Source organism: Kocuria himachalensis (assembly GCF_054784195.1).
The window spans coordinates 164,284-184,778 of sequence record NZ_BAAGPL010000001.1 but is presented as its reverse complement, the minus strand read 5'-3'; the positions used below and the strand labels follow the sequence as shown (position 1 = coordinate 184,778).

The 20,495-nt window shown below is 72.5% G+C and carries 17 protein-coding genes; 7 read left to right on the top strand and 10 right to left on the bottom strand.

From position 1 onward, the window contains the following. Positions 1-3: 3 nt before the first annotated feature. Both hisD and nrdR read left to right on the top strand, forming a co-directional pair. Positions 4-1,359: a histidinol dehydrogenase gene (gene hisD, locus ACYVM4_RS00865; protein ID WP_387610144.1), complete on the top strand. Its 1,356-nt coding sequence runs from the start codon at positions 4-6 to the stop codon at positions 1,357-1,359. 7 nt (positions 1,360-1,366) lie between these two features. Continuing rightward, on the top strand, positions 1,367-1,936 hold the full coding sequence (gene nrdR, locus ACYVM4_RS00860) for a transcriptional regulator NrdR (RefSeq protein WP_133411691.1): 570 nt from the start codon (positions 1,367-1,369) through the stop codon (positions 1,934-1,936). A 275-nt stretch (positions 1,937-2,211) separates the two neighbouring features. Here nrdR and ppgK read toward each other — a convergent pair whose 3' ends face one another. Together ppgK and map are read right to left on the bottom strand one after the other, a co-directional pair. Then, positions 2,212-3,033, bottom strand: coding sequence for a polyphosphate--glucose phosphotransferase (gene ppgK / locus ACYVM4_RS00855; protein ID WP_368821197.1), 822 nt, complete (start codon positions 3,031-3,033; stop codon positions 2,212-2,214). Positions 3,034-3,091: 58 nt separating this feature from the next. Continuing rightward, positions 3,092-3,991: a type I methionyl aminopeptidase gene (gene map, locus ACYVM4_RS00850; RefSeq protein WP_460667351.1), complete on the bottom strand. Its 900-nt coding sequence runs from the start codon at positions 3,989-3,991 to the stop codon at positions 3,092-3,094. A 131-nt stretch (positions 3,992-4,122) separates the two neighbouring features. On the opposite strand from map, the gene ACYVM4_RS00845 reads away from it, so the two are divergent. After that, positions 4,123-4,299, top strand: coding sequence for an SPOR domain-containing protein (locus ACYVM4_RS00845; RefSeq protein ID WP_460667350.1), 177 nt, complete (start codon positions 4,123-4,125; stop codon positions 4,297-4,299). Between the two features lie 71 nt (positions 4,300-4,370). Here the strand turns inward: ACYVM4_RS00845 and panB are convergent, their stop codons facing one another. Then, positions 4,371-5,207 (bottom strand): 3-methyl-2-oxobutanoate hydroxymethyltransferase, encoded by an 837-nt coding sequence (gene panB / locus ACYVM4_RS00840; protein ID WP_460667349.1) that lies wholly within the window; start codon positions 5,205-5,207, stop codon positions 4,371-4,373. Between the two features lie 138 nt (positions 5,208-5,345). Between panB and glnA (ACYVM4_RS00835) the strand changes: the two genes are divergently transcribed. After that, the gene (gene glnA / locus ACYVM4_RS00835) at positions 5,346-6,686 is read left to right on the top strand and encodes a type I glutamate--ammonia ligase (RefSeq protein ID WP_368821201.1); all 1,341 of its coding nucleotides are present in this window, start codon (positions 5,346-5,348) and stop codon (positions 6,684-6,686) included. 18 nt (positions 6,687-6,704) lie between these two features. Further along, positions 6,705-9,770: a bifunctional [glutamine synthetase] adenylyltransferase/[glutamine synthetase]-adenylyl-L-tyrosine phosphorylase gene (locus ACYVM4_RS00830; protein WP_460667348.1), complete on the top strand. Its 3,066-nt coding sequence runs from the start codon at positions 6,705-6,707 to the stop codon at positions 9,768-9,770. A gap of 112 nt (positions 9,771-9,882) precedes the next feature. On the opposite strand, the gene glnA (ACYVM4_RS00825) is transcribed toward ACYVM4_RS00830, so the two are convergent. Next, on the bottom strand, positions 9,883-11,307 hold the full coding sequence (gene glnA, locus ACYVM4_RS00825; RefSeq protein ID WP_368821203.1) for a type I glutamate--ammonia ligase: 1,425 nt from the start codon (positions 11,305-11,307) through the stop codon (positions 9,883-9,885). A gap of 195 nt (positions 11,308-11,502) precedes the next feature. Here glnA (ACYVM4_RS00825) and ACYVM4_RS00820 point away from each other — a divergent pair, with 195 nt between their 5' ends. Further along, on the top strand, positions 11,503-11,949 hold the full coding sequence (locus ACYVM4_RS00820; RefSeq protein ID WP_460667347.1) for an RDD family protein: 447 nt from the start codon (positions 11,503-11,505) through the stop codon (positions 11,947-11,949). A 103-nt stretch (positions 11,950-12,052) separates the two neighbouring features. On the opposite strand, the gene ACYVM4_RS00815 is transcribed toward ACYVM4_RS00820, so the two are convergent. The 3 genes from ACYVM4_RS00815 to lipB all read right to left on the bottom strand — a co-directional run bounded on the left by ACYVM4_RS00815 (position 12,053) and on the right by lipB (position 14,756). Next, positions 12,053-12,850, bottom strand: a complete 798-nt coding sequence (locus ACYVM4_RS00815) for a DUF4191 domain-containing protein (RefSeq protein ID WP_460667346.1) — start codon at positions 12,848-12,850, stop codon at positions 12,053-12,055. Between the two features lie 127 nt (positions 12,851-12,977). Beyond that, a complete protein-coding gene (gene lipA / locus ACYVM4_RS00810) occupies positions 12,978-13,985 on the bottom strand; it encodes a lipoyl synthase (RefSeq protein ID WP_368821206.1) in 1,008 nt (335 codons plus the stop codon). A 69-nt stretch (positions 13,986-14,054) separates the two neighbouring features. After that, on the bottom strand, positions 14,055-14,756 hold the full coding sequence (gene lipB, locus ACYVM4_RS00805) for a lipoyl(octanoyl) transferase LipB (protein WP_460667345.1): 702 nt from the start codon (positions 14,754-14,756) through the stop codon (positions 14,055-14,057). 95 nt (positions 14,757-14,851) lie between these two features. Here lipB and ACYVM4_RS00800 point away from each other — a divergent pair, with 95 nt between their 5' ends. Next, a complete protein-coding gene (locus ACYVM4_RS00800) occupies positions 14,852-16,474 on the top strand; it encodes a serine/threonine-protein kinase (RefSeq protein ID WP_460667344.1) in 1,623 nt (540 codons plus the stop codon). A gap of 44 nt (positions 16,475-16,518) precedes the next feature. Here ACYVM4_RS00800 and ACYVM4_RS00795 read toward each other — a convergent pair whose 3' ends face one another. The 3 genes from ACYVM4_RS00795 to lpdA all read right to left on the bottom strand — a co-directional run bounded on the left by ACYVM4_RS00795 (position 16,519) and on the right by lpdA (position 20,364). Beyond that, a complete protein-coding gene (locus tag ACYVM4_RS00795) occupies positions 16,519-16,866 on the bottom strand; it encodes a hypothetical protein (protein WP_460667343.1) in 348 nt (115 codons plus the stop codon). Between the two features lie 131 nt (positions 16,867-16,997). Continuing rightward, positions 16,998-18,887 (bottom strand): 2-oxoglutarate dehydrogenase, E2 component, dihydrolipoamide succinyltransferase, encoded by a 1,890-nt coding sequence (gene sucB / locus ACYVM4_RS00790; protein WP_460667342.1) that lies wholly within the window; start codon positions 18,885-18,887, stop codon positions 16,998-17,000. Positions 18,888-18,996: 109 nt separating this feature from the next. Then, positions 18,997-20,364, bottom strand: a complete 1,368-nt coding sequence (gene lpdA, locus ACYVM4_RS00785) for a dihydrolipoyl dehydrogenase (protein ID WP_368821211.1) — start codon at positions 20,362-20,364, stop codon at positions 18,997-18,999. Between the last annotated feature and the right edge of the window lie 131 nt (positions 20,365-20,495).

Here is a 20,495-nt window from a genome sequence, read left to right as displayed (position 1 = left end):
ACCATGGAGAGCGTGACTACTGCTGAGACGACCACGACTCCCGTCCTGCGAACGATCGACCTGCGCGGCCGGCACCTGTCCTGGTCCCAGCTGCGGGCGGCCGTGCCCCGGCAGAGCTCCACGTCGCTCGCGTCGGCGCAGCAGGCCGTGGAGGAGATCATCGCCGCGGTCCGCGCCGAGGGCGCCGTCGCCCTGCGCCGCTACGCGCAGCGCTTCGACGGCGTGGAGCAGGACCGGCTGCGCGTCGACCCGGCGGAGATCCGCCGGGCCGTCGACGAGCTGGACCCGGCCGTGCGGCGGGGCCTCGAGACCGCCATCGAGCGGACCCGGGCCTTCGCGCAGGCGCAGCGGCCGGCCGACGCCCGTGTCGAGGTCGCGCCCGGCGCCGTGCTCGTGCACCGGTGGACGCCCCTGCGCCGGGCGGGGCTCTACGTGCCCGGCGGGCTGGCCGTCTACCCCTCGTCCGTGGTCATGAACGTCGTCCCGGCCCAGGCGGCCGGGGTCGGCTCGGTGGTGCTGTGCAGCCCGCCGCAGAAGGAGTTCGGCGGTCTTCCGCACCCCACGATCCTCGCCGCCGCCGGGCTGCTCGGGGTGGACGAGGTCTGGGCGATCGGCGGCGCCCAGTCGCTGGCCGCCATGGCCCACGGGGTCACGGACGGCGAGGACGTCCTGGAGCCGGTCGACACCGTGACCGGTCCGGGCAACGTCTACGTCGCCACGGCCAAGCGTCTGCTCCGTTCCGTGGTCGGCGTGGACGCCGAGGCGGGGACCACCGAGATCGCGGTGCTGGCCGACGACACGGCCGTGCCGGCCTACGTGGCCGCCGACCTGATCTCCCAGGCCGAGCACGACCCCGCGGCCGGCGCGGTGCTGATCACCCACTCGCCGGGGCTCGCCGAGCGGGTCGCCGCGGAACTGGCCGTCCAGGTGCCCGAGGCGAAGCACCGGGAGCGGATCACCACCGCCCTGTCCGGGCCGCAGTCCGGGATCGTGCTCACCGACGACCTCGACGCCTCGATCGCCGTGGCCGACGCCTACGCCGCCGAGCACCTCGAGATCCACACCGCCGACCCGCAGGAGGTCGCCGCACGCGTGCGCAACGCGGGGGCGATCTTCCTGGGCCCCTACAGCCCCGTCCCGCTCGGCGACTACGCGGCGGGCTCGAACCACGTCCTGCCCACGGGCGGGACGGCGGTGCACGCCCAGGGCCTGTCCACCACCGCGTTCATGAAGGCCGTGCAGATCGTCGAGTACACCCAGGACGCCCTCGCCCGGATCGGGGAGGACATCGTGGCCGTCGCGCGCTCCGAGGACCTGCCCGCCCACGGCCGGGCCATCACGATCCGCACCGGGAGCTGATCCGACCGTGCACTGCCCGTTCTGCCGTCACACCGACTCCCGCGTCGTCGACAGCCGCACCACGGACGACGGGACGGCGATCCGCCGCCGCCGTCAGTGCTCCGAGTGCGGCCGGCGGTTCACCACGCTCGAGACCACGACCATCTCGGTCATCAAGCGCTCGGGCGTCACCGAGCCCTTCGACCGGCAGAAGATCGTCAACGGGGTGCGCAAGGCCTGCCAGGGCAGGCCGGTGAGCGAGGACGACCTCGCGATGCTCGCCCAGGAGGTCGAGGAGACGATCCGGGCGCTGGGCGCCGCGGAGATCGAGGCCCACGAGGTGGGGCTCGCGATCCTGGCCCCGCTGCGCCGGCTGGACGTCGTGGCGTACCTGCGCTTCGCCAGCGTCTACCAGGCCTTCGACGGACTGGGGGACTTCGAGGAGGCGATCGACCTCCTGCGCAGGCAGCAGGCCGAGCAGACCGGGCAGCAGACCATCCCCGCCACCGTGGAGCCCATCGGGGCCGCCAGGAAGCGCACCGGCCGCCGGCCGCGGGGCAAGGGCCTCGAGGGAGTGTCGCAGCCGCGGCTGCTCTGACGTCCCGGCCGGCTGATGGCCGGCCTCCCGGCGTGTCTCTTGCCGCAGCCCGGACGGCAGTCGTAGAGTGGGCTACGTAACAGGCTCCCGTCGGGGGCTGCGGAGGGGAAGCCGCGGCCCCCGGCGGGTTTATTTGTGTCCTAGGGTGCGAAAAGGACCGTGCACCGACCGCAGGATCAGGTCGGTGCACGGTCCTTTTCGTGAGCGGGACGGCGTCGCGGGTCACGGCGACCCGGACGGGCCGCGGGGAGTCGGGCCGTCCGGGTGGTCGGTCGTCAGCGGGCGGACACCGGCAGGTCGGCACGCAGAGCGGCCCCGACGATGCCCGCGTTGTTGCGCAGCTCCGCCACCTTGATGGGCGTCCGCAGCTCCAGGTAGGGGAGGAACTTGTCCGGGTTCTTCGACACCCCGCCGCCCACGATGAACAGGTCGGGGGAGAAGAGGAACTCGACGTGGCTGAAATAGGGCTGCAGCCGCTTGGTGGCCCATTTCTTCCAGGGCATGTCCTCGCGCTCCCGCGCCGCCGCCGAGGCCCGGGTCTCGGCGTCGTAGCCGTCGATCTCCAGGTGACCGAGTTCGGCATTGGGGACGAGCCGGCCGTCCTGCACGAGCGCCGAGCCGATGCCGGTGCCCAGGGTCAGCACGATGACGAGTCCGCCGACGCTCCGGCCGGCGCCGTACACCGCCTCGGACAGCCCCGCCGCGTCGGCGTCGTTGAGGGCCTCCACGGGTCGGCCCAGCCGCCGCGTCATGAGGGAGTCCACGTCCGTGCCGATCCACGACTTGTCGATGTTCGCCGCCGACAGGGCGACACCGTTCTTGATGATCGCCGGGAACGCGATGCCGACCGGGGAGTCCGGAGCCGGTGCGTCGGGGCGGGCCTGAAGCTCCTCTACGATCTGCGCGACCGTCTCCGCCACCGCCTCGGGGGTCGCAGGCTGCGGCGTCGGGATGCGGAAGCGCGTGCCGACGAGCTCCCCCGTGTCGAGGTCCACGATCCCGCCCTTGGTGCCGGTGCCGCCGAAGTCGACGCCGATCGCTCGGCGGTGGGCCGCGGGAACGGTCGCGGGAAGTTCGGTGGTCTGTGGCTGGCTCATGGGAGGTCCTCTCGCGGGCCGGGGCGGTCTGTCAAGTGTGGGCAGTCTACGGCAGGGCCTACGGAATTGTGAGGACGTCCACTCCGTCCTCGGTGACGGCCATGGTGTGCTCGAACTGCGCGCTGCGCCGCCGGTCGCGGGTGGTCACGGTCCAGTCGTCGTCCCACTGCTCCCACTGGATCGTGCCCAGGGTCAGCATGGGCTCGATCGTGAACACCATGCCCGGGACCATCAGGGTGGAGTAGGACGGCGCGGCGTCGTAGTGGGGGACGATCAGTCCGGAGTGGAACTCGCGGCCCACCCCGTGACCCGTGAAGTCCCGCACCACGCCGTAGCCGAAGCGCCGGGCGTACTTCTCGATGACGCGGCCGATGACATTGATCTCGCGGCCCGGGCGGACCGCCTTGACGGCCCGGTTCAGGGCCTCCTCGGTGCGCTCGACCAGCAGGCGGGACTGCTCGTCGACCTCGCCCACCAGGAACATCCGGTTGGTGTCGCCGTGGAAGCCGTTCTTGTAGGCCGTGACGTCCAGGTTGATGATGTCGCCGTCCTCCAGCACCGTGGAGTCGGGGATGCCGTGGCAGATCACCTCGTTGAGGGACGTGCAGATGGACTTGGGGAAGCCCCGGTACCCCAGGCACGAGGGGTAGGCCCCGTGGTCGCACAGGTACTCGTGGGCGATCCGGTCGAGCTCGTCCGTGGTCGTGCCGGGCACGGCCGCCCGGCCGGCCTCCTGCAGGGCGCGCGCCGCGATCCGGCCCGCCTCGCGGATGAGCTCGATCTCGTCCGGGGTGTAGACGTTGCCGCCGCGGCCCTCGTCCGGCTCCGCCCGGCCCACGTACTCGGGGCGGGGGATGGCCGCCGGCACGCGCCGGCCGGGGGTCACGGAGCCGGGGGCGAGGGCCCCCACGGGGGCGGTCCCGCCGGGGGCGGGAGCGGTGAGGTTGTGCGTGGGCACGGGAGTCTGGACCTCCTGGATCGGGTGAGCCGGCCCCGTCCGGGCCGGTCCGGGCCTAGGATCTACCCTAGCGCGCCGGGCACGGGGCCGGCCCGGTCGCCGGGGCCCGGCGGCCACCGAGAGGAGAGGTCATGGCCGAGTTCTGGTTCAACACCTACACCCACCAGGTCGAGGAGGGCCCGCAGTCGGACTACCGCAAGCTGCTCGGGCCCTATGCCACGCGCGAGGAGGCGCAGAACGCGCTGAAGCTCGCCGCGGAGCGCACCCGGCGGTGGGACGAGGAGGACCGCGCCTTCGAGGATGGCTGAGCGGACGCGGGCCCGGCGCCCCGCGGGGCCGGGACCGCCGCCGGGCGGGGCGGTGCGTCGCGGCCGGTGGCTCAGAAACCGTGCTCGGGGCCCGGGAACGTCCCCGAGCGCACGTCCTCGACGTAGTGGCCCACGGCGTCGGAGACCACCCCGTGGAGGTCCGCGTACTGCCGGACGAAGCGCGGCATCCGGCCGCGGCGCAGTCCCAGCATGTCCTGCCACACGAGCACCTGGCCCGTGGTCGCGGGCCCGGCACCGATGCCCACGGTCGGGATCTCCAGGGCGGCGTCCACGGCCGCGGCGGCCTCCGCCGGGACCATCTCCATCACCAGGCAGAACGCCCCGGCGGCCTCGAGGGCACGGGCGTCCTCGACGAGCGTCCGCGCGGCGTCGCCGCGGCCCTGCACCCGGTACCCGCCCAGGGCGTGCTCGCTCTGCGGGGTGAAGCCGATGTGCGCCACGACGGGCACCCCCGCCTGGACCATGGCCCGGACGTGGGGGGCGAACCACGCCCCGCCCTCGAGCTTCACCGCGTGCGCGCCGCCCTCCTTGAGGAAGCGCACCGCGGTGGCCACCGCCTGCTCGGGGGAGGCCTCGTAGGAGCCGAAGGGCAGGTCCACCACCACGAAGGCGCGCTCGACGGCCCCGGACACGGCCCGGCACATCGGCAGCAGCTCCTCCACGGTGACGGGCAGGGTGCTGGAGTGGCCCAGGACGTTGTTGCCGGCGGAGTCCCCGACCAGCAGCGAGTCGACGCCGGCCGCGTCGAAGATCGCCGCGGTCAGGGCGTCGTAGCACGTGAGCATCGTGAACTTCTCAGCACGGCGCTTGGCCTCGCGCAGGTGGTGCGTGCGCACCCGGCGCACGTCCAGCGCGCCCGGTGCCGGACGAGGGGTCTCCTGGGTCATGTCCCCACCCTATCGGGCGCACCGCCCGGGCCCGTTCCCGTCCGGCGGGCGCGGCGGGGCAGCGCGTTAGAGTGGGCGGGACAGCAAGCGTGCCCGGTCGGCACAGCACGCCCGGGCAGGAAGACGAGGAAGACAACCATGGACCGTCAGCAGGAGTTCGTCCTCAGGACCATCGAGGAGCGCGACGTCCGCTTCGTGCGCATGTGGTTCACGGACGTCGTCGGGAGCCTCAAGTCGGTGGCCCTGGCACCCGCCGAGGTCGAGGCCGCCTTCGAGGAGGGGCTCGGCTTCGACGGCTCGTCCATCGAGGGCCTGTCCCGGGTCTCCGAGGCGGACATGCTCCTGCAGCCGGACCCGTCCACGTTCCAGATCCTGCCGTGGCGCAGCGAGACGGAGCCCACCGCACGGATGTTCTGCAACATCCTCACCCCGGACGGGGAGCCCTCCTCCTCGGACCCGCGCGGGGTGCTCAAGCGCGTCCTGGAGAAGGCCTCGGACATGGGCTTCACCTGCTACACGGCGCCGGAGATCGAGTTCTACCTGCTGAAGTCCGCGGACCTCGACGCCGAGGGCCAGCCGACGCCCGTGGACCACGAGGGGTACTTCGACCACGTGCCGGGCGGCGTGGTGCAGGACTTCCGACGCAAGGCCGTCAACATGCTGGAGGCCGTCGGGATCTCCGTCGAGTTCTCCCACCACGAGGCGGGCCCCGGGCAGAACGAGATCGACCTGCGCTACGCCGACGCCCTGCAGACGGCCGACAACATCATGACGTTCCGCACGGTCATCAAGGAGGTCGCGCTCTCGCAGGGCCTGTACGCGACCTTCATGCCCAAGCCGTTCACGGAGCACCCCGGCTCCGGGATGCACACGCACTTCTCGCTCTTCGAGGGGGACACCAACGCCTTCTTCGAGGCCGGCTCCGAGTTCCGCCTTTCCCGCACGGCCGGGCACTTCATCGCCGGCATCCTGCGGCACGCCCCCGAGTTCACGTCCGTGACCAACCAGTTCGTCAACTCCTACAAGCGGCTCTGGGGCGGGGGAGAGGCCCCCTCCTACCAGTCCTGGGGGCACAACAACCGCTCCGCCCTCGTGCGGGTGCCCCTGTCCAAGCCGGACAAGGTGCAGGCCGCACGGATCGAGTACCGCGGCATCGACTCCGCCACGAATCCCTACCTCTCCTACGCCGCGCTGCTGGCCGCGGGGCTGCGGGGCATCGAGAACGAGTACGAGCTCCCGCCCGTGGAACTGGACGACGTCGCGGCGATGAGCTCCGCGGAGCGCCGCGCCCTCGGCCACAACCCGCTGCCCTCGAGCCTGTACGACGCCATCCGGGAGACCGAGGAGTCGGAGTTCATGGCCGAGCTGCTCGGGGAGCAGGTCTACGACTACTTCCTGCGCAACAAGCGCCGCGACTGGAACGACTACCGCCGGGTCGTCACGCACTTCGAGCTCAAGAACAACCTCGGCATCCTCTGACCCCGGACGGACCGTCCCATGACACATCCTCCCCAGTCGGCGGCCCCCGCGGACCCCGTCGCGTCCGGCCGCCTCATCAAGGTCGGTTTCGCGGACACGGCCAACGCCCAGCGCTGGCTCGCCTTCCCCGAGCTCGCGGAGGTCGACCTCGACCGGCTGCTGGAGGGCCTGGCGCTGGCGGCGTCGCCCGACGTCGCCCTGCAGCTCACCGTCCGGCTCCTCGAGGGCTCCCCGGAGCTCGCCGAGCGGATCAACGCGGGTCCGGAGGCCTCCGAGACCATGTTCCGGCTGCTGGGCGCCTCCGAGGCGCTGGGGGAGTTCCTGCTCCGGCGCCCCGAGCACCTGGACCTGCTCGCGGAGCCCGCCGCCGCCGAGCCCGGGGAGATCCCGGGGGAGCAGTTCCGCGACGCGCTGCTGACGGCGGTCGGAGCCGATCCCGCCGCGCGCACCCCGGTGGCGGCGGAGACCGGCGACGTCGCCTGCAGCGCCCTCCGCGTGTCCTACCGGCGGGAGCTGGCGCGCATCGCCATCCGGGACGTCGGGGCCCTCTACCCCGCCGACCACATGCCCGCGGTGGGCCGCCAGCTGGCCGACCTCGCCGCCGCGGCCCTCGAGGGGGCGCTCGCCGTCTCCCGGGCGGAGGCCGCGGGGACCTGGGCGCCCGAGACCGTCGACCGGGTGCGGCTCGCCGTGATCGGGATGGGCAAGTGCGGTGCCCGGGAGCTCAACTACATCTCCGACGTCGACGTCGTCCACGTCATGGCCGTCGAGGACCCGGACGGCGCGGAACCCCTGGACGGGGCGGAGGCCACCGTCATCGCCACGGCCCTCGCCACGGGCACCGCCCGGGCGCTCATGGCCCGCGGCGCGGAACCCCCGCTGTGGGAGGTGGACGCCAACCTCCGACCCGAGGGCAAGGACGGGCCGCTCGTGCGCACCCTGGACTCGCACGTGCGCTACTACGAGCGGTGGGCCGAGTCCTGGGAGTTCCAGGCCCTGCTCAAGGCCCGGCCGGTCGCCGGTGACCCGGAGCTCGGAGCGGCGTACCGGAAGGCCATCGAGCCGTTCGTGTGGCGCAGCTCCGGGCGCGAGGGCTTCGTCGAGTCCGTGCAGGCCATGCGCCGGCGGGTCACCGACAACATCCCGGCCGCCGAGGGCGAGCGCCAGATCAAGCTGGGCCCCGGCGGGCTGCGCGACGTCGAGTTCACCGTCCAGCTCCTCCAGCTCGTGCACGGGCGCACGGACGAGCGGGTCCGGACGCAGGCCACGACCGAGTCCCTGGCCGCGCTCTCCGAGGGCGGCTACATCGGCCGCCGGGACAGCGAGCAGTTCTCGGCCCACTACCGCTGGCTGCGTCTGCTGGAGCACCGCATCCAGCTGTTCCGCCTGCGCCGCACCCACCTCATGCCGCGCGGGGAGCGGGAGCTCACGGTCATCGCCCGGTCGCTGCGCGGCGCCGCGGACACCGCCCGCCCGTCCGCCGACTCGCTGCTCGAGGAGTGGCGCAGGGTCAAGCGCAGCGTGCGGGGAATGCACGAGCGGATCTTCTACCGGCCGCTGCTCGCGGCGCTCGCCCACCTGCCCGAGACCGACACCAGCCTCTCGGCCGAGTCGGTGCGGGACCGGCTCGCCGCGCTCGGCTACCGGGACCCCAAGGCCGCCGTGCGCCACATCGAGGCGCTCACCCGCGGCGTCAGTCGGCGGGCCGAGATCCTGCGCACCCTGCTGCCCGTGCTCCTCGCCTGGCTGGCCGACGGCGTCGACGCCGACGCGGGCCTGCTGGGCTTCCGGCGGCTCTCCGAGTCCCTCGGGACCACCCCCTGGTTCCTGCGTCTGCTCCGCGACTCGAACGCCGCCGCCGAACGGTTGTGCCAGATCCTCTCCAGCTCCCGGTACGTCACCGACCTGCTGGAGAACTCCCCGGAGGCCACCGCCTGGCTCGGCCAGGACGACGAGCTCTGCCCCGTGTCCTTCGAGACGCTGTGGAGCGAGATCCGCGCGCAGATGGCCCGCCACCCCGACCCGGGGGAGGCCGTGCGGATGATCCGGCTCGTCCGCCGCCGCGAGGAGCTGCGCGTGGCGCTCGCGGACACCTCCGGGCTGCTCGACGTCGAGCAGGTCGTGGAGGCCCTGTCCGACATCGACCGGGTCTGCATCCTGGGCGCCCTGCACGTGGCCGAGCGCGAGGTCTACGACCGGGCCGGCCGGCTCGCCGACGTCCTCGTCGTCGCGATGGGCCGGCAGGGCGGGCGGGAGATCGGCTACGGCTCCGACGCCGACGTCATGTACGTCTACGCCCCGGTGGGGGACGCGGACCCCACGGCGGCCCGGGAGCAGGCCGAGGCCCTGCTGCAGCGGATGGTGCAGCTGCTCAAGGCGCCCTGCTCACCGCCCATCGTGGCGGAGCGCGTGCTGGAGATCGACAACGACCTGCGTCCCGAGGGCAAGCAGGGACCCATGGTGCGCTCCGTCGAGTCCTACGCCGAGTACTACGCCCGGTGGGCGCAGACCTGGGAGTTCCAGGCGCTCACCCGGGCGCTGCCCGTCGCCGGCAGCGACGAGCTGGCCGACGCGTTCCGGCGGGTCGTCGACCCGCGCCGCTACCCGGAGGAGTTCGCCGAGCGCCAGCTGCTCGAGATCCGGCGCATGAAGGCCCGCGTGGAGAACGAGCGCATGCCGCGGGGCGCGGACCCGTCCCGGCACCTGAAGCTGGGCCGGGGCGGACTCTCGGACGTCGAGTGGCTCGTCCAGACGTTGCAGCTCCAGCACGGGCACCGCGTCCCGGGGCTGCGGACCACGAGCACCCTGCGCGCCCTGCACGCCGCGGAGGAGGCTGGTCTCGTGACCGCCGAGGACGCCATGGCCCTGTCCGCCGCGTGGCGGCTGGCCACGGCGGTGCGCAACGGCAACGTCCTGCGCACCGGGCGCCGCTCCGACGCCCTGCCCTCCAAGCGGGCCGACCTCGAGGCGGTGGCCCGCTGGTGCGGGTACCCCCACGGCTGCGCCGGCCGGCTCGAGGAGGACTACCTGCGCACCACCCGCAAGGCCCGGGCCGTCTTCGAGCGCCTCTTCTACGGCCACTGACGGCGTCCCCTGGCGCCGCCCCCGGGCCGTCGGCAGCACGGGGAGGGCCCCGGACCCCGTCCTGCGGGTCCGGGGCCCTCCCCGTGGCGCTGCGGCGCAGCGCGGTTGCGGCTCAGACGCCGTAGTACAGCGAGAACTCCAGCGGGTGCGGGACCACGGACAGCGGCTTGAGCTCGAACTCGCGCTTGTACTCGATCCAGGACTGGATGGTGTCCTCGGTGAAGACGTCACCGGCGAGCAGGAACTCGTGGTCCTCCTCCAGGGCCAGCAGCGCCTCGTCGAGCGAGGCCGGGGCCTTCTTGATGTCCTTGGCCTCCTCGGCGGGCAGCTCGTAGAGATCCTTGTCGATCGGGTCGGCCGGCTCGATGCGGTTGCGGATGCCGTCGAGGCCCGCCATCAGCTGGGCGGCGAACGCCAGGTACGGGTTGCACGAGGGGTCCGGGGCGCGGAACTCGAGGCGCTTGGCCTTCGGGTTGGTGCCCGTGATCGGGATGCGGATGCCGGCGGAGCGGTTGCCCTGCGAGTACACCATGTTGACCGGTGCCTCGAAGCCCTTGACCAGGCGGCGGTAGGAGTTCACCGTCGGGTTGGTGAAGGCCAGCACGGCAGAGGAGTGCTCGAGCAGGCCGCCGATGTACCAGCGGGCGAGGTCGGACAGGCCCGCGTAGCCCTTCTCGTCGTAGAACAGCGGCTCGCTGCCCTTCCACAGGGACTGGTGGCAGTGCATGCCGGACCCGTTGTCGTTGAAGACGGGCTTGGGCATGAACGTGGCCGACTTGCCGAAGGCGTCCGCCGTGTTCTTGATGACGTACTTGAACTTCTGCAGGTCGTCGGCGGCCTTCGTCAAGGTGTTGAACTTGTAGTTGATCTCGGCCTGACCGGGAGCGCCCACCTCGTGGTGGGAGCGCTCGACCTCGAGGCCCACCTCGTCCAGCGCCACGCACATGGCGTCGCGCAGGTCGGCCTGCTTGTCGACCGGGGAGACGGGGAAGTAGCCGCCCTTGGTGGCGGTCTTGTTGCCCAGGTTCCCGCCCTCCTCCTTGCGACCGGTGTTCCAGGCGGCCTCGTCGGAGTCGATGGCGTAGAAGGAGCCCTGCGGCTGGATGTCGTAGCGGACGTCCTCGAAGATGAAGAACTCGGCCTCGGAGGCGAAGTTGGCGACGTCCGCGATGCCCGTCGACGCCATGTAGGCCTCGGCGCGCTCGGCCACGCCGCGGGGGTCGCGGTGGTAGGGCTCACCGGTGCGGGGGTTCACGATCGAGCAGGTGACCACGAGCGTCTTCTCGACGCGGAACGGGTCCACGAACGCCGACGTCGGGTCCGGGATGAGCTGCATGTCGGACTCGGCGATGCCCTGGAAGCCCCGGATGGAGGAGCCGTCGAACAGCTGCCCGTGCACGAAGAAGTCGTCGTCCACCGACTTGGCGGGGAGGTTGAAGTGCTGCTGCACGCCGGGCATGTCCGTGAACCGGACGTCGACGAAGACGATCTCCTCGTCCTTGATGAACGTGAGGACTTCCTCGGGTGTCTGGAACATGTGCTGTTCTCCTTGTTAAGTGGGCTGGACCGCCGTGCCGGGAACGCTCCAACGGCGTCCGTTTCCGGGGACAACGCTACGGACCGGGCATTAAGGCTCCGTGTCCCGGGTGTTTCCTCGGTGTTACACAGGAGGCCTCGGGGAGCCACGGTCTCCCGCCAGTCTAGGGGAGTCCCTCCCCGATACCCTGAGGGGATGATCGACAGAAGCGACGTGGGCTCATGGCTCGAGGGGCCGGGAACCGGCCGGCAGCAGTACCCGGGGCAGCGCCTCGGGAGACCGGAGCAGGGGCCGGGCTCCGTGGGTCGCGTGGGGCGGCGGATCGTGGCCCTGGTCCTGGACTGGTTCCTGTGCTGGGCCCTCGCCGAGTGGCTCGTGCCCCAGTGGAACGAGCAGGGCCTGATGACCCTGGCGTTCCTGCTCGTGCTCAACGTGCTGCTGGTCGGCGCGACCGGCCACACCCCCGGGCACCTGCTGCTGGGCCTGCAGGTGCAGACGCTGGCCGGGCGGCCGGCGGGCTTCGCCCGCGCCGCGGTCCGCTCCCTCCTGCTGTGCCTCGTGATCCCGGCGGTCGTGTTCGACCCGGACCAGCGCGGCCTGCACGACCGGGCGGCGGACACGGTCCTCGTCCGCACGCGCTGAGCACGCGGCCGGGCACGGTGCCCGGTACGACGACGGAGCCCCTCGCCTTTTCATCAGGCGAAGGGCTCCGTGGCTGTCGTCCGCTCGAGGACGGGTCCGCGGGTCAGCGGCCGCGCATGGCCCGGCGGTCCGGGCGGGCACGCATCGGGTCCACGCCCTTGGGGATCGGCAGGCGGTTGCCCAGGGTGCTGATCCGCTTGTGCACCGTCTGCACCTCCTGCTGGGTGAGCTTCTTGTCGAGCTTCTTCATCCGCTTGGACAGCTCGCGCAGCGGGACCTGTCCCTCGCCCTTGCCGGTCTTGATGACGTGGATCGGGACGTTCTGGATCACGGGGCCGATCCGGCGGCGCTCCTTGGCGACCAGCTTGTCGACCCGCCCGGCGGGGCCCTCGGTCACGAGGACCACGCCGGGACGGCCGATGGCGCGGAAGATGAGGTCGCGGGTGCGGGGGTCCATGGCGGCCGGCTGGTCCTCGACGATCCAGCCGCGGCGCAGCGCGGACAGGGCGGCACCGGCGGCCCCGGGCTGGTCCTCGATCCGGGCGAACGCGGCGCGCTCGGCCCGCCGGGAGAGGTAGAAGGACGCGGCCAGCAGGGCGAACGGCAGGCCGATGAGCAGCCCGGTGATCCAGTTGCCCAGGAGGACGCCGATGAGCAGGAAGACCAGGAGGACGCCGAGGCCGATCAGCAGCATCCACCAGCCGATGTTGGGCTCGACCTCGCGGGTCATCTTGAAGACCTGCTTGATCTGACCGAGGAAGCCGGGTCCCTTGGCCGCCTTCCGCTGCTTCCTCGCCTCGCGCTTCTGCGCCCGGGTGGGCTTCCCGGTCGGCTTCCCCGTCGGCTTCCCGAGGGAGGTGGATCGCGACGTGGGGCGCGACTTGGCGTGGGAAGGTGACACGGTGAGACCTCGTCCTATGGTGCGGTGGCGGTGTTCCGGGGGGACCCGCGGCCTCAGGGCGTCAGGGCGCCCGGCCGTGGTCCGTCCTCCAGTTTAGCGGGTGGGCGGGGCCGGTCCCCGCCGGACCTCAGCGGAGTCGCTGGACGAGCGAGGAGGCCTCCTGGGAGGCGCTGCCGGTGTCCTCGATGTGCGCCAGGTGGTCCGGGATGGCCCGGCCCGACTTCTCCATGGCCCGGGCCCACAGCCGGCCGGCGCGGTACGAGGACCGGACCATCGGACCGGCCATGACGCCCAGGAAGCCGATCTCCTCGGCCATCTCGGAGAGCTCCACGAACTCCTCCGGCTTGACCCACCGGTCGATCGGGTGGAACAGCGGGGAGGGGCGCAGGTACTGGGTGAGCGTGATGATGTCGCACCCGGCGTCGTTGAGGTCGCACAGCGCCTCGTGGATCTCCTGGTTCGTCTCGCCCATGCCGAGGATGAGGTTGGACTTGGTGATCATCCCGGCGTCCTTGCCCTGGGTGATGACGTCCAGGGAGCGCTCGTAGGTGAACGCGGGCCGGATCTGGCGGAAGATGCGCGGGACCGTCTCCACGTTGTGGGCGAAGACCTCCGGCGCGGCGTCGATGACCTGCTGCAGCCGGTCCGGCTTGCCCTGGAAGTCGGGGATCAGGATCTCCACGCCGGTGTTCGGGTTCAGCGTGTGGATCGCGCGGATGGTCTCCGCGTACAGCCAGGCGCCGCCGTCGTCCAGGTCGTCACGGGCCACGCCGGTGACGGTCGCGTAGCGCAGTCCCAGCTCCTTGACGGACTCGGCCACCTTGCGGGGCTCGGTGACGTCCAGCAGGTCGGGCTTGCCGGTGGCGATGTCGCAGAAGTCGCAGCGGCGGGTGCACTTGGAGCCGCCGATCAGGAACGTGGCCTCCCGGTCCTCCCAGCACTCGTAGATGTTGGGGCAGCCGGCCTCCTCGCACACGGTGTGCAGGCCCTTGCCGCGGGCCAGGGACTTCAGCTCCTGGAACTCGGGGCCCATCCGTGCGGTGTTCTTCAGCCAGGACGGCTTCTTCTCGATCGGCGTCTCGGCGTTGCGCGCCTCGACGCGCAGCAGGCGGCGGCCCTCGGGGGCAACGGTCATGGTCGGTCTCCTTGTCGAGATGTCGACGGTGGTGCGCTCACGGTCCCGGTGGTCCCGGGGCGGCGCGGGTCAGCTGACGGCGGTGGGCCAGGGCAGCGGGCCCGGGGTCCCCGACGGGACGAACTGTTCGCACAACTCGTCCCGGCGGGCGGATATTTCCTGCTCCAGGCGCGCGACCACCGATTCCGGGGTCACGAGCCGGCCCGTCTCCTGCGAGAGGCTCGTGACGGAGGCGTCGGTGATCCCGCAGGGGATGATCTTGCCGAACGGCCGCAGGTCGTTGGAGCAGTTCAGCGCGAAGCCGTGCATGGTGGCCCGCTTGGAGACCTGCACGCCGATGGCGGCGATCTTGCGGTCCGGCCCGTGCTCGTCGGCGAGCACCCACGCCCCGGACCGGCCCGCCACGGTGGTGGCCTCCACCCCGAAGTCCGCGACCACGGCCACGATGATCTCCTCGAGCAGGCGCACGAAGCGCACGACGTCGATGGGCGTGGTCAGCCGGACGATGGGGTAGCCCACGAGCATCCCCGGGCCGTGGTAGGTGAGCTTGCCCCCGCGCCCGATCTCCACGACCTCGGTCCCGTCGTAGGGGTACTCGTGGGGTTCGGTGCGCCGTCCGGCCGTGTAGACCGGGGGGTGCTCCAGCAGCAGCACGGTGTTGTCCCGATCGCCCGCGACGACCTCGCGGTGCACGTTCTTCTGCAGCTCCAGCGCCGGGCGGTAGTCGACGAGGTGCGGGTCGAAGCCGAGCCGTTCGAAGCAGAGGGACATGACCCCAGCCTATCGCGCGCCCGGCCCGGCGCGCGCCGGGCGGGGGCTGTGGACGGCGTCCACGGACCCTGGCGGCGTGCGGGCATGCTGGGGGCATGGAGCATCGTCCCGTCGCGCACGGCGGCCACCACGAGTCCTCCCGGCCCCCGTCCGTCTCCGCGCGGGCGCGGCTCGCCGCGGCGGTCCGTGACGACCGTGCGCACGGCGGCGCCGGCCCGTCCGGCGGCTCGCGGGCGGAGGACACGCCTCCGCGGCTCCCGCCCGAGGACGGGCTGGAGCCGGTGCGCCGACTGGGCGGGCGGTCCTGGCTGGTGCGGGAGTCCCGGTCCGGGGAGCACTTCGTCCTGCGGTCCTGTCCGGAGGCGCCCGGGCCGGAGCGCGACCGGTCGCTGGCCGCGCTCCGGTCCCTCGCCGTGGCCCTGGCGGGCCGGGACGAGCCCTGTCTCGTGGCCGTGCGCGGACTGCTGGGCCCGGCGGCGGAGCCCGTGGGCCTGATCGAGGACTGCCTGGTGGGCGGCTCCCTCGCCGACCGGCTGGCCGAGCGCGGCCGGCTGGCGCCCGCCGAGGCGGCCGCGGTGTTCCGGGACGCCGCGACGGGCCTGGCGGCCCTGCACGGCCTCGGCCGGTCCCACGGAGAGCTCTCCGCCCGGCAGGTCCTGTTCCGCAGCACGCAGACTCCCGCCGCGGGCACGGCGGCGACCCCGGTGGCGACCCCGGTGTCGCCGGACGGTGGGGGGCATGTCGCCGCCGTGCGCGCGGGCACGGCGCCCGGGAGTCCGGCGGAGGACGTCCGCGCTCTCGGGGCCGTCGGTTGGACGGCGCTCACCGGGCGGGCACCGGCCCGGGAGGCGCGGCGGGTGCCTCTGTCCCTGCTGTGCCCCGGCGCTCCGCCCGCACTCGTCCGGGCGGTCGAGGCCGCCCTCGCCGCCGATCCCTCGGCCCGGCCCACGGCGGCGGACCTGGCCGACCGGTTCGCGCGGGTCCAGGAGGCGGTGCCCGACGGCCCGGGGGTCCCCGCCGCCCGTCCGGAACGGGTCCGGACGGTGGGCGGTCTCCGGGCAGTGCTCGTCGGTGCCGCGGCGCTGCTGCTGGCCGCCGGAGGCGCGGTCCTCCTGCCGCGGGAAGGGCCTGCCCCGCCCGCGGTCCCGGCGGCCGAACCGGCGGCGACCCACCCGTCGGCCAGCCACCCGGCGCACCCCCTGGCCCCTGGGCGGCCGGGCCCGGTGGCGCCGGGGCCCGTCGGCGGCACGCCGCGGGCCGCCACCGACGCCGAGGATCCCCGACGGGCGCTGCGGGAGCTGGTGGCGCTGCGGGGCGAGGCCCTGCGCGCCGGTGACGCCGGGCTGCTGGACGAGGTGTACGCCCCCGGCGCCGAGGCCGGGGCGGCCGACCGGGACCTGATCGCGCGGGCGGGCAGGGACTTTCCCGAGCTCGTGCTCGAGGTCGGGCGCGTCCGCGACGCGCCGGCCGGGTCCGCGGAGCCGGGCAGGGTCGTGCTGGTGGCCGAGGTGCGGGTCGACGGTTACCGCGGCGCGCCGGGCACGATCCCGTCCGTGGTGCCGGCCGGGGACGGATGGGTGCAGACGGTCCTCGTGGCCCTGGTCGAGGGGGAGCAGGGCTGGCGGCTGGCCGGGGTGGAGCCCGCAACGGGTGCGTCGGGTCCGCCGGGGGCGGACCCGGACGAGCAGGAACCGGCACGGCTGGACCCCCGGGGCTGACGGGCAGCGCCGGGGGTCCGGTCGTCGGGGGTGGGGAGCGGGGCTCACCAGAGGGTGGCGACCGCCATGTTGATCAGCGCCAGCCCGCCCACGGCGTGGGCGAGACCGGTCGAGACCGTCTCCCCTCGCCTGGTCCGCCGCTGGCCCACGAAGGCGGCGACCGCCACGGCGAGGGCGACCAGCAGCTTCACGGCGACCTTGACGTGGTTGACGTCGCCGTCGCCCATCTCGTAGACAGCCACGAGCAGGAGACCGGTCACCAGACTCAGCAGCGAGGCGTGGAACTGTCCGGGGGACACCGTGGGGCGCTTCATGGTGTAGATCCAGGTGCCCACGATGATCGCGGCGCCGACGAGGTGCAGGAAGACGAGGAGCCCGGTCAGGAAGGTCATGTCCCCGACCCTATCGGAGCGTCGTCCGAGGACGCCGGGAGGGCGTGTCCCTGTGACCAGGAACACGCCCTCCCGAGGCCCCAGGCCCTCCGCAGGTGCTCAGCGGGGGCCGGGGACCCGCACGCGGCCGGTCAGAGGCCGACCTCGGACTCGAACCGGCCCTCCTCCAGGCGCGCCTTGAGCGCCTGGAGGAAGCGACCGGCGTCCGCGCCGTCGACCAGGCGGTGGTCGTAGGTCAGGGACAGGTAGCACATGTGCCGGATGGCGATGGTGTCGTTGCCGTCGGCGTCGGCGACCACCATCGGGCGCTTCACGATCGAGCCCGTGCCGAGGATCGCGACCTGCGGCTGGTTGATGATCGGGGTGTCGAACAGGGCCCCGAACGAACCGAGGTTCGTGATCGTGAACGTTCCGCCGGTGAGGTCGTCCGGCGTGATGTTGCCGTCCTTGGCCCGGGAGCCGAGATCCGCGATCTGCTTGGCCAGGCCGCCGAGGTTGAGGTCGCCGGCGTCCTTGATGACCGGCACCAGCAGGCCCTTCGGGGTGTCCACCGCGATGGCGATGTTCTCCGAGCCGTTGTAGACGATCTCCTTCTCGGCCTCCTTGAAGGTGGCGTTGAGCTTGGGGTGGGCCTGCAGGGCCTCGGCCACCGCCTTGGCGAAGAACGGCAGGTAGGTGAGCTTGGCGCCCTCCCGCTCCTGGAACTTCGCCTTCGCCCGGCCGCGCAGCACGGCCACGCGGGTCATGTCCACCTCGGTCACCTGGGTCAGCTGGGCGGCCTCCTGCAGCGACTCGCGCATGCGCTGGGCGATCGTCATCCGGATCCGCGGGGCCTTCTCGGTGGTCCCGCGCTTGGCGTCCGCCTTCGGCGCGGCCGGGGCGGCCTCCTTCGCCGGCGCGGCAGCGGCCGGCTCGGCCGGGGCCTCGGCGGCCGGTGCCGCAGCGGTCTTCTGCTGCTCGGCGGCGGCCAGCACGTCCTGCTTGCGGATGCGACCGCCCACACCGGTGCCGGTGAGCGTGGAGAGGTCCACGCCCTCCTTCTTGGCGAGCTTGCGCACCAGCGGGGTCACGTAGGACGAGTTGTCACCGCTCGGGGCCTCGACGTTCTCGGTGCGGGCGCCGTCGCGCTGGGCGGCGTCCTGCTGCTCGTCACCGGAGGTGTCGGCCAGCACGGGCTCGTCGGTCTTGACCAGGGCCTCGTCGCGGGACGGCGCCTTCTCCTGCTTTCCGTCGGAGGACCCCTCGTAGCCCTCGCCGCCGGCGGTGGACTGCTTCGCCGGCTTCTCCTCGGCGGAGGAGGCTGCGGAGGTGTCCGCGGCGGGCTTCTGTGCGGGCTTGTCCGCGGAGGGGGCGGAGCCGGAGCCGATGATCGCCAGGACCTGGCCGACCTCGGCGTCCTCGTCCTCCTGCACGCGGATCTCCAGCAGGGTCCCGGCCACGGGGGAGGGGACCTCGGTGTCGACCTTGTCGGTGGAGACCTCCAGCAGCGGCTCGTCGACGGCGACCTCGTCACCGACCTGCTTGAGCCACCGGGTCACGGTGCCCTCGGTCACGGACTCGCCCAGGGCGGGCAGGGTGATCTCGCTGCCCTCGCCCGTCTGCTGGGCCTGGGCCTGCGGGGCCTGCTCCTGGCCGGAGGACTCCTGACCGGAGGACTTCTGCTCGGCGGCCTCGGCGGTCGCCTCGGGGGTCTCGGCCTCGGTCGCGGCGTCCACGGCCGCCTCGGCGGAGGACTCCTCGGGGGCCTCGTCCTGGCCGGATCCGCCGCCGGACCCGGAGCCCGAGCCGTCCCCGATGACGACCAGCGGCGCGCCGACCTCGACGTCCTCGTCCTCCTCGACGAGGATCTCCTCGATCACGCCCGCCACGGGGGAGGGGATCTCGGTGTCGACCTTGTCCGTGGACACCTCGACCAGGGGCTCGTCGACGGCGACCTCGTCACCGACCTGCTTGAGCCACCGGGTCACGGTGCCCTCGGTCACGGATTCGCCCAGTGCGGGCAGGTTTACGGTTTCTGACATGGTCCGACCGTCTCTCTTTCGGTGCCTTCGATGGTGCGGTCCGGGCGCCGGGCCCGGTTCCGGGGTAGGGGGGGAGGCCCCGCCCGGGAGGGGCGGGGCCTCGACGCGGTCAGCCGTGCAGCGGCGCGCCCGCGAGTGCCATGGCGGCCTCGCCGATGGCCTCGTTCTGGGTGGGGTGGGCGTGCACGAACGCGGCGACGTCCTCGGGGTAGGCCTCCCAGTTGACGATGAGCTGGCCCTCGCCGATCTGCTCGCTGATGCGCTTGCCGATGGCGTGGAAGCCGATGATGGGGCCGTCCTTCTCGCGCACCAGCTTGATGATGCCGCCGGTGCCCAGGATCGAGCTCTTGCCGTTGCCGGCGAGGTTGTACTCGGCGACCTCGACGTTGTCCTCGCCGAACTTCTCCTTGGCCTTCGGCTCGGTGTAGCCGACCGAGGCGATCTCCGGCTCGGTGAACGTGACCTTGGGGATGTTCACGTCGTCGACGACGGCCGGGTTCAGGCCGGCGATCTCCTCGGCCACGAAGCGGCCCTGCTGGTAGCCGCGGTGGGCGAGCTGGACGCCGGGGACGATGTCGCCGATCGCGTAGATGTTGCCCACGCCGGTGTGCAGCCGCTCGTTCGGGGTGACGAAGCCGCGGTCCATGGGGATGCCCTGCTCCTCGTAGCCCATGTCGGCGGTGTTCGGGCCGCGGCCCACGGCGACGAGGACGATGTCGGCCTCGAACACCTTGCCGTCGGCCAGGGTGACCTTCGCGCCGTTGTCGTCCTGCTCGACCTTCTCGAAGAAGGTGCCGAGGTTGGACTTGATGCCGCGCTTCTTGAACTCCCGCTCGAGGATCTTGATGAGGGCGGGGTCCTCGTTGGCGACCAGGTGGGGGAGGCCCTCGATGACGGTGACGTCCACGCCGAAGGACTTCCACATGGAGGCGAACTCGCAGCCGATCACGCCGCCGCCGAGGACGATGGCGCTCTTGGGCACGAAGTCGATCTCCAGCGCCTCGGTCGAGGTCATGATCCGTCCGCCGATCTCGACGCCCAGGGTCTTGGAGATCGAGCCGGAGGCAAGCACGACGTGCTTGCCGGTGTAGGTGGTGCCGTCGACCTCGACGGTGTTCTCGCCCGTGAGCTTGCCGACGCCCTCGATGACCTTGATCTTGCGCATCTTCATCAGACCGGTGAGGCCCTTGAACTTGCCGGCGACGATCTTGTCCTTGTACTCCCGCACGGCCGCCATGTCGATGGAGTCCAGCGTGGTGTGGATGCCGTACTTGGAGCTCTCCCGGGCGTCCTCGGCCAGCTCGGCGGAGTGCAGGTAGGCCTTGGTCGGGATGCACCCCCAGTGGAGACACGTGCCCCCGAGCTTGTTCTTCTCCACCAGGGCCACGGTGAAGCCGAGCTGGACGGCCCGCAGCGCGGCGGCGTAGCCGGCACTCCCTCCGCCGAGGACGAGGATGTCGAATTCGTTGTCGGCCACGTGTTTGGCTCCCTTGCGCGTTGACGTCGTTCCGGGTGGGTCGCACCCGTCCCGTGACGGGTTCGTTTCGTACATACCTTAGCCCTACGCCGGAGGGAGCGACCAGGCGGGCGCTCCCTCCGGCGCAGGGG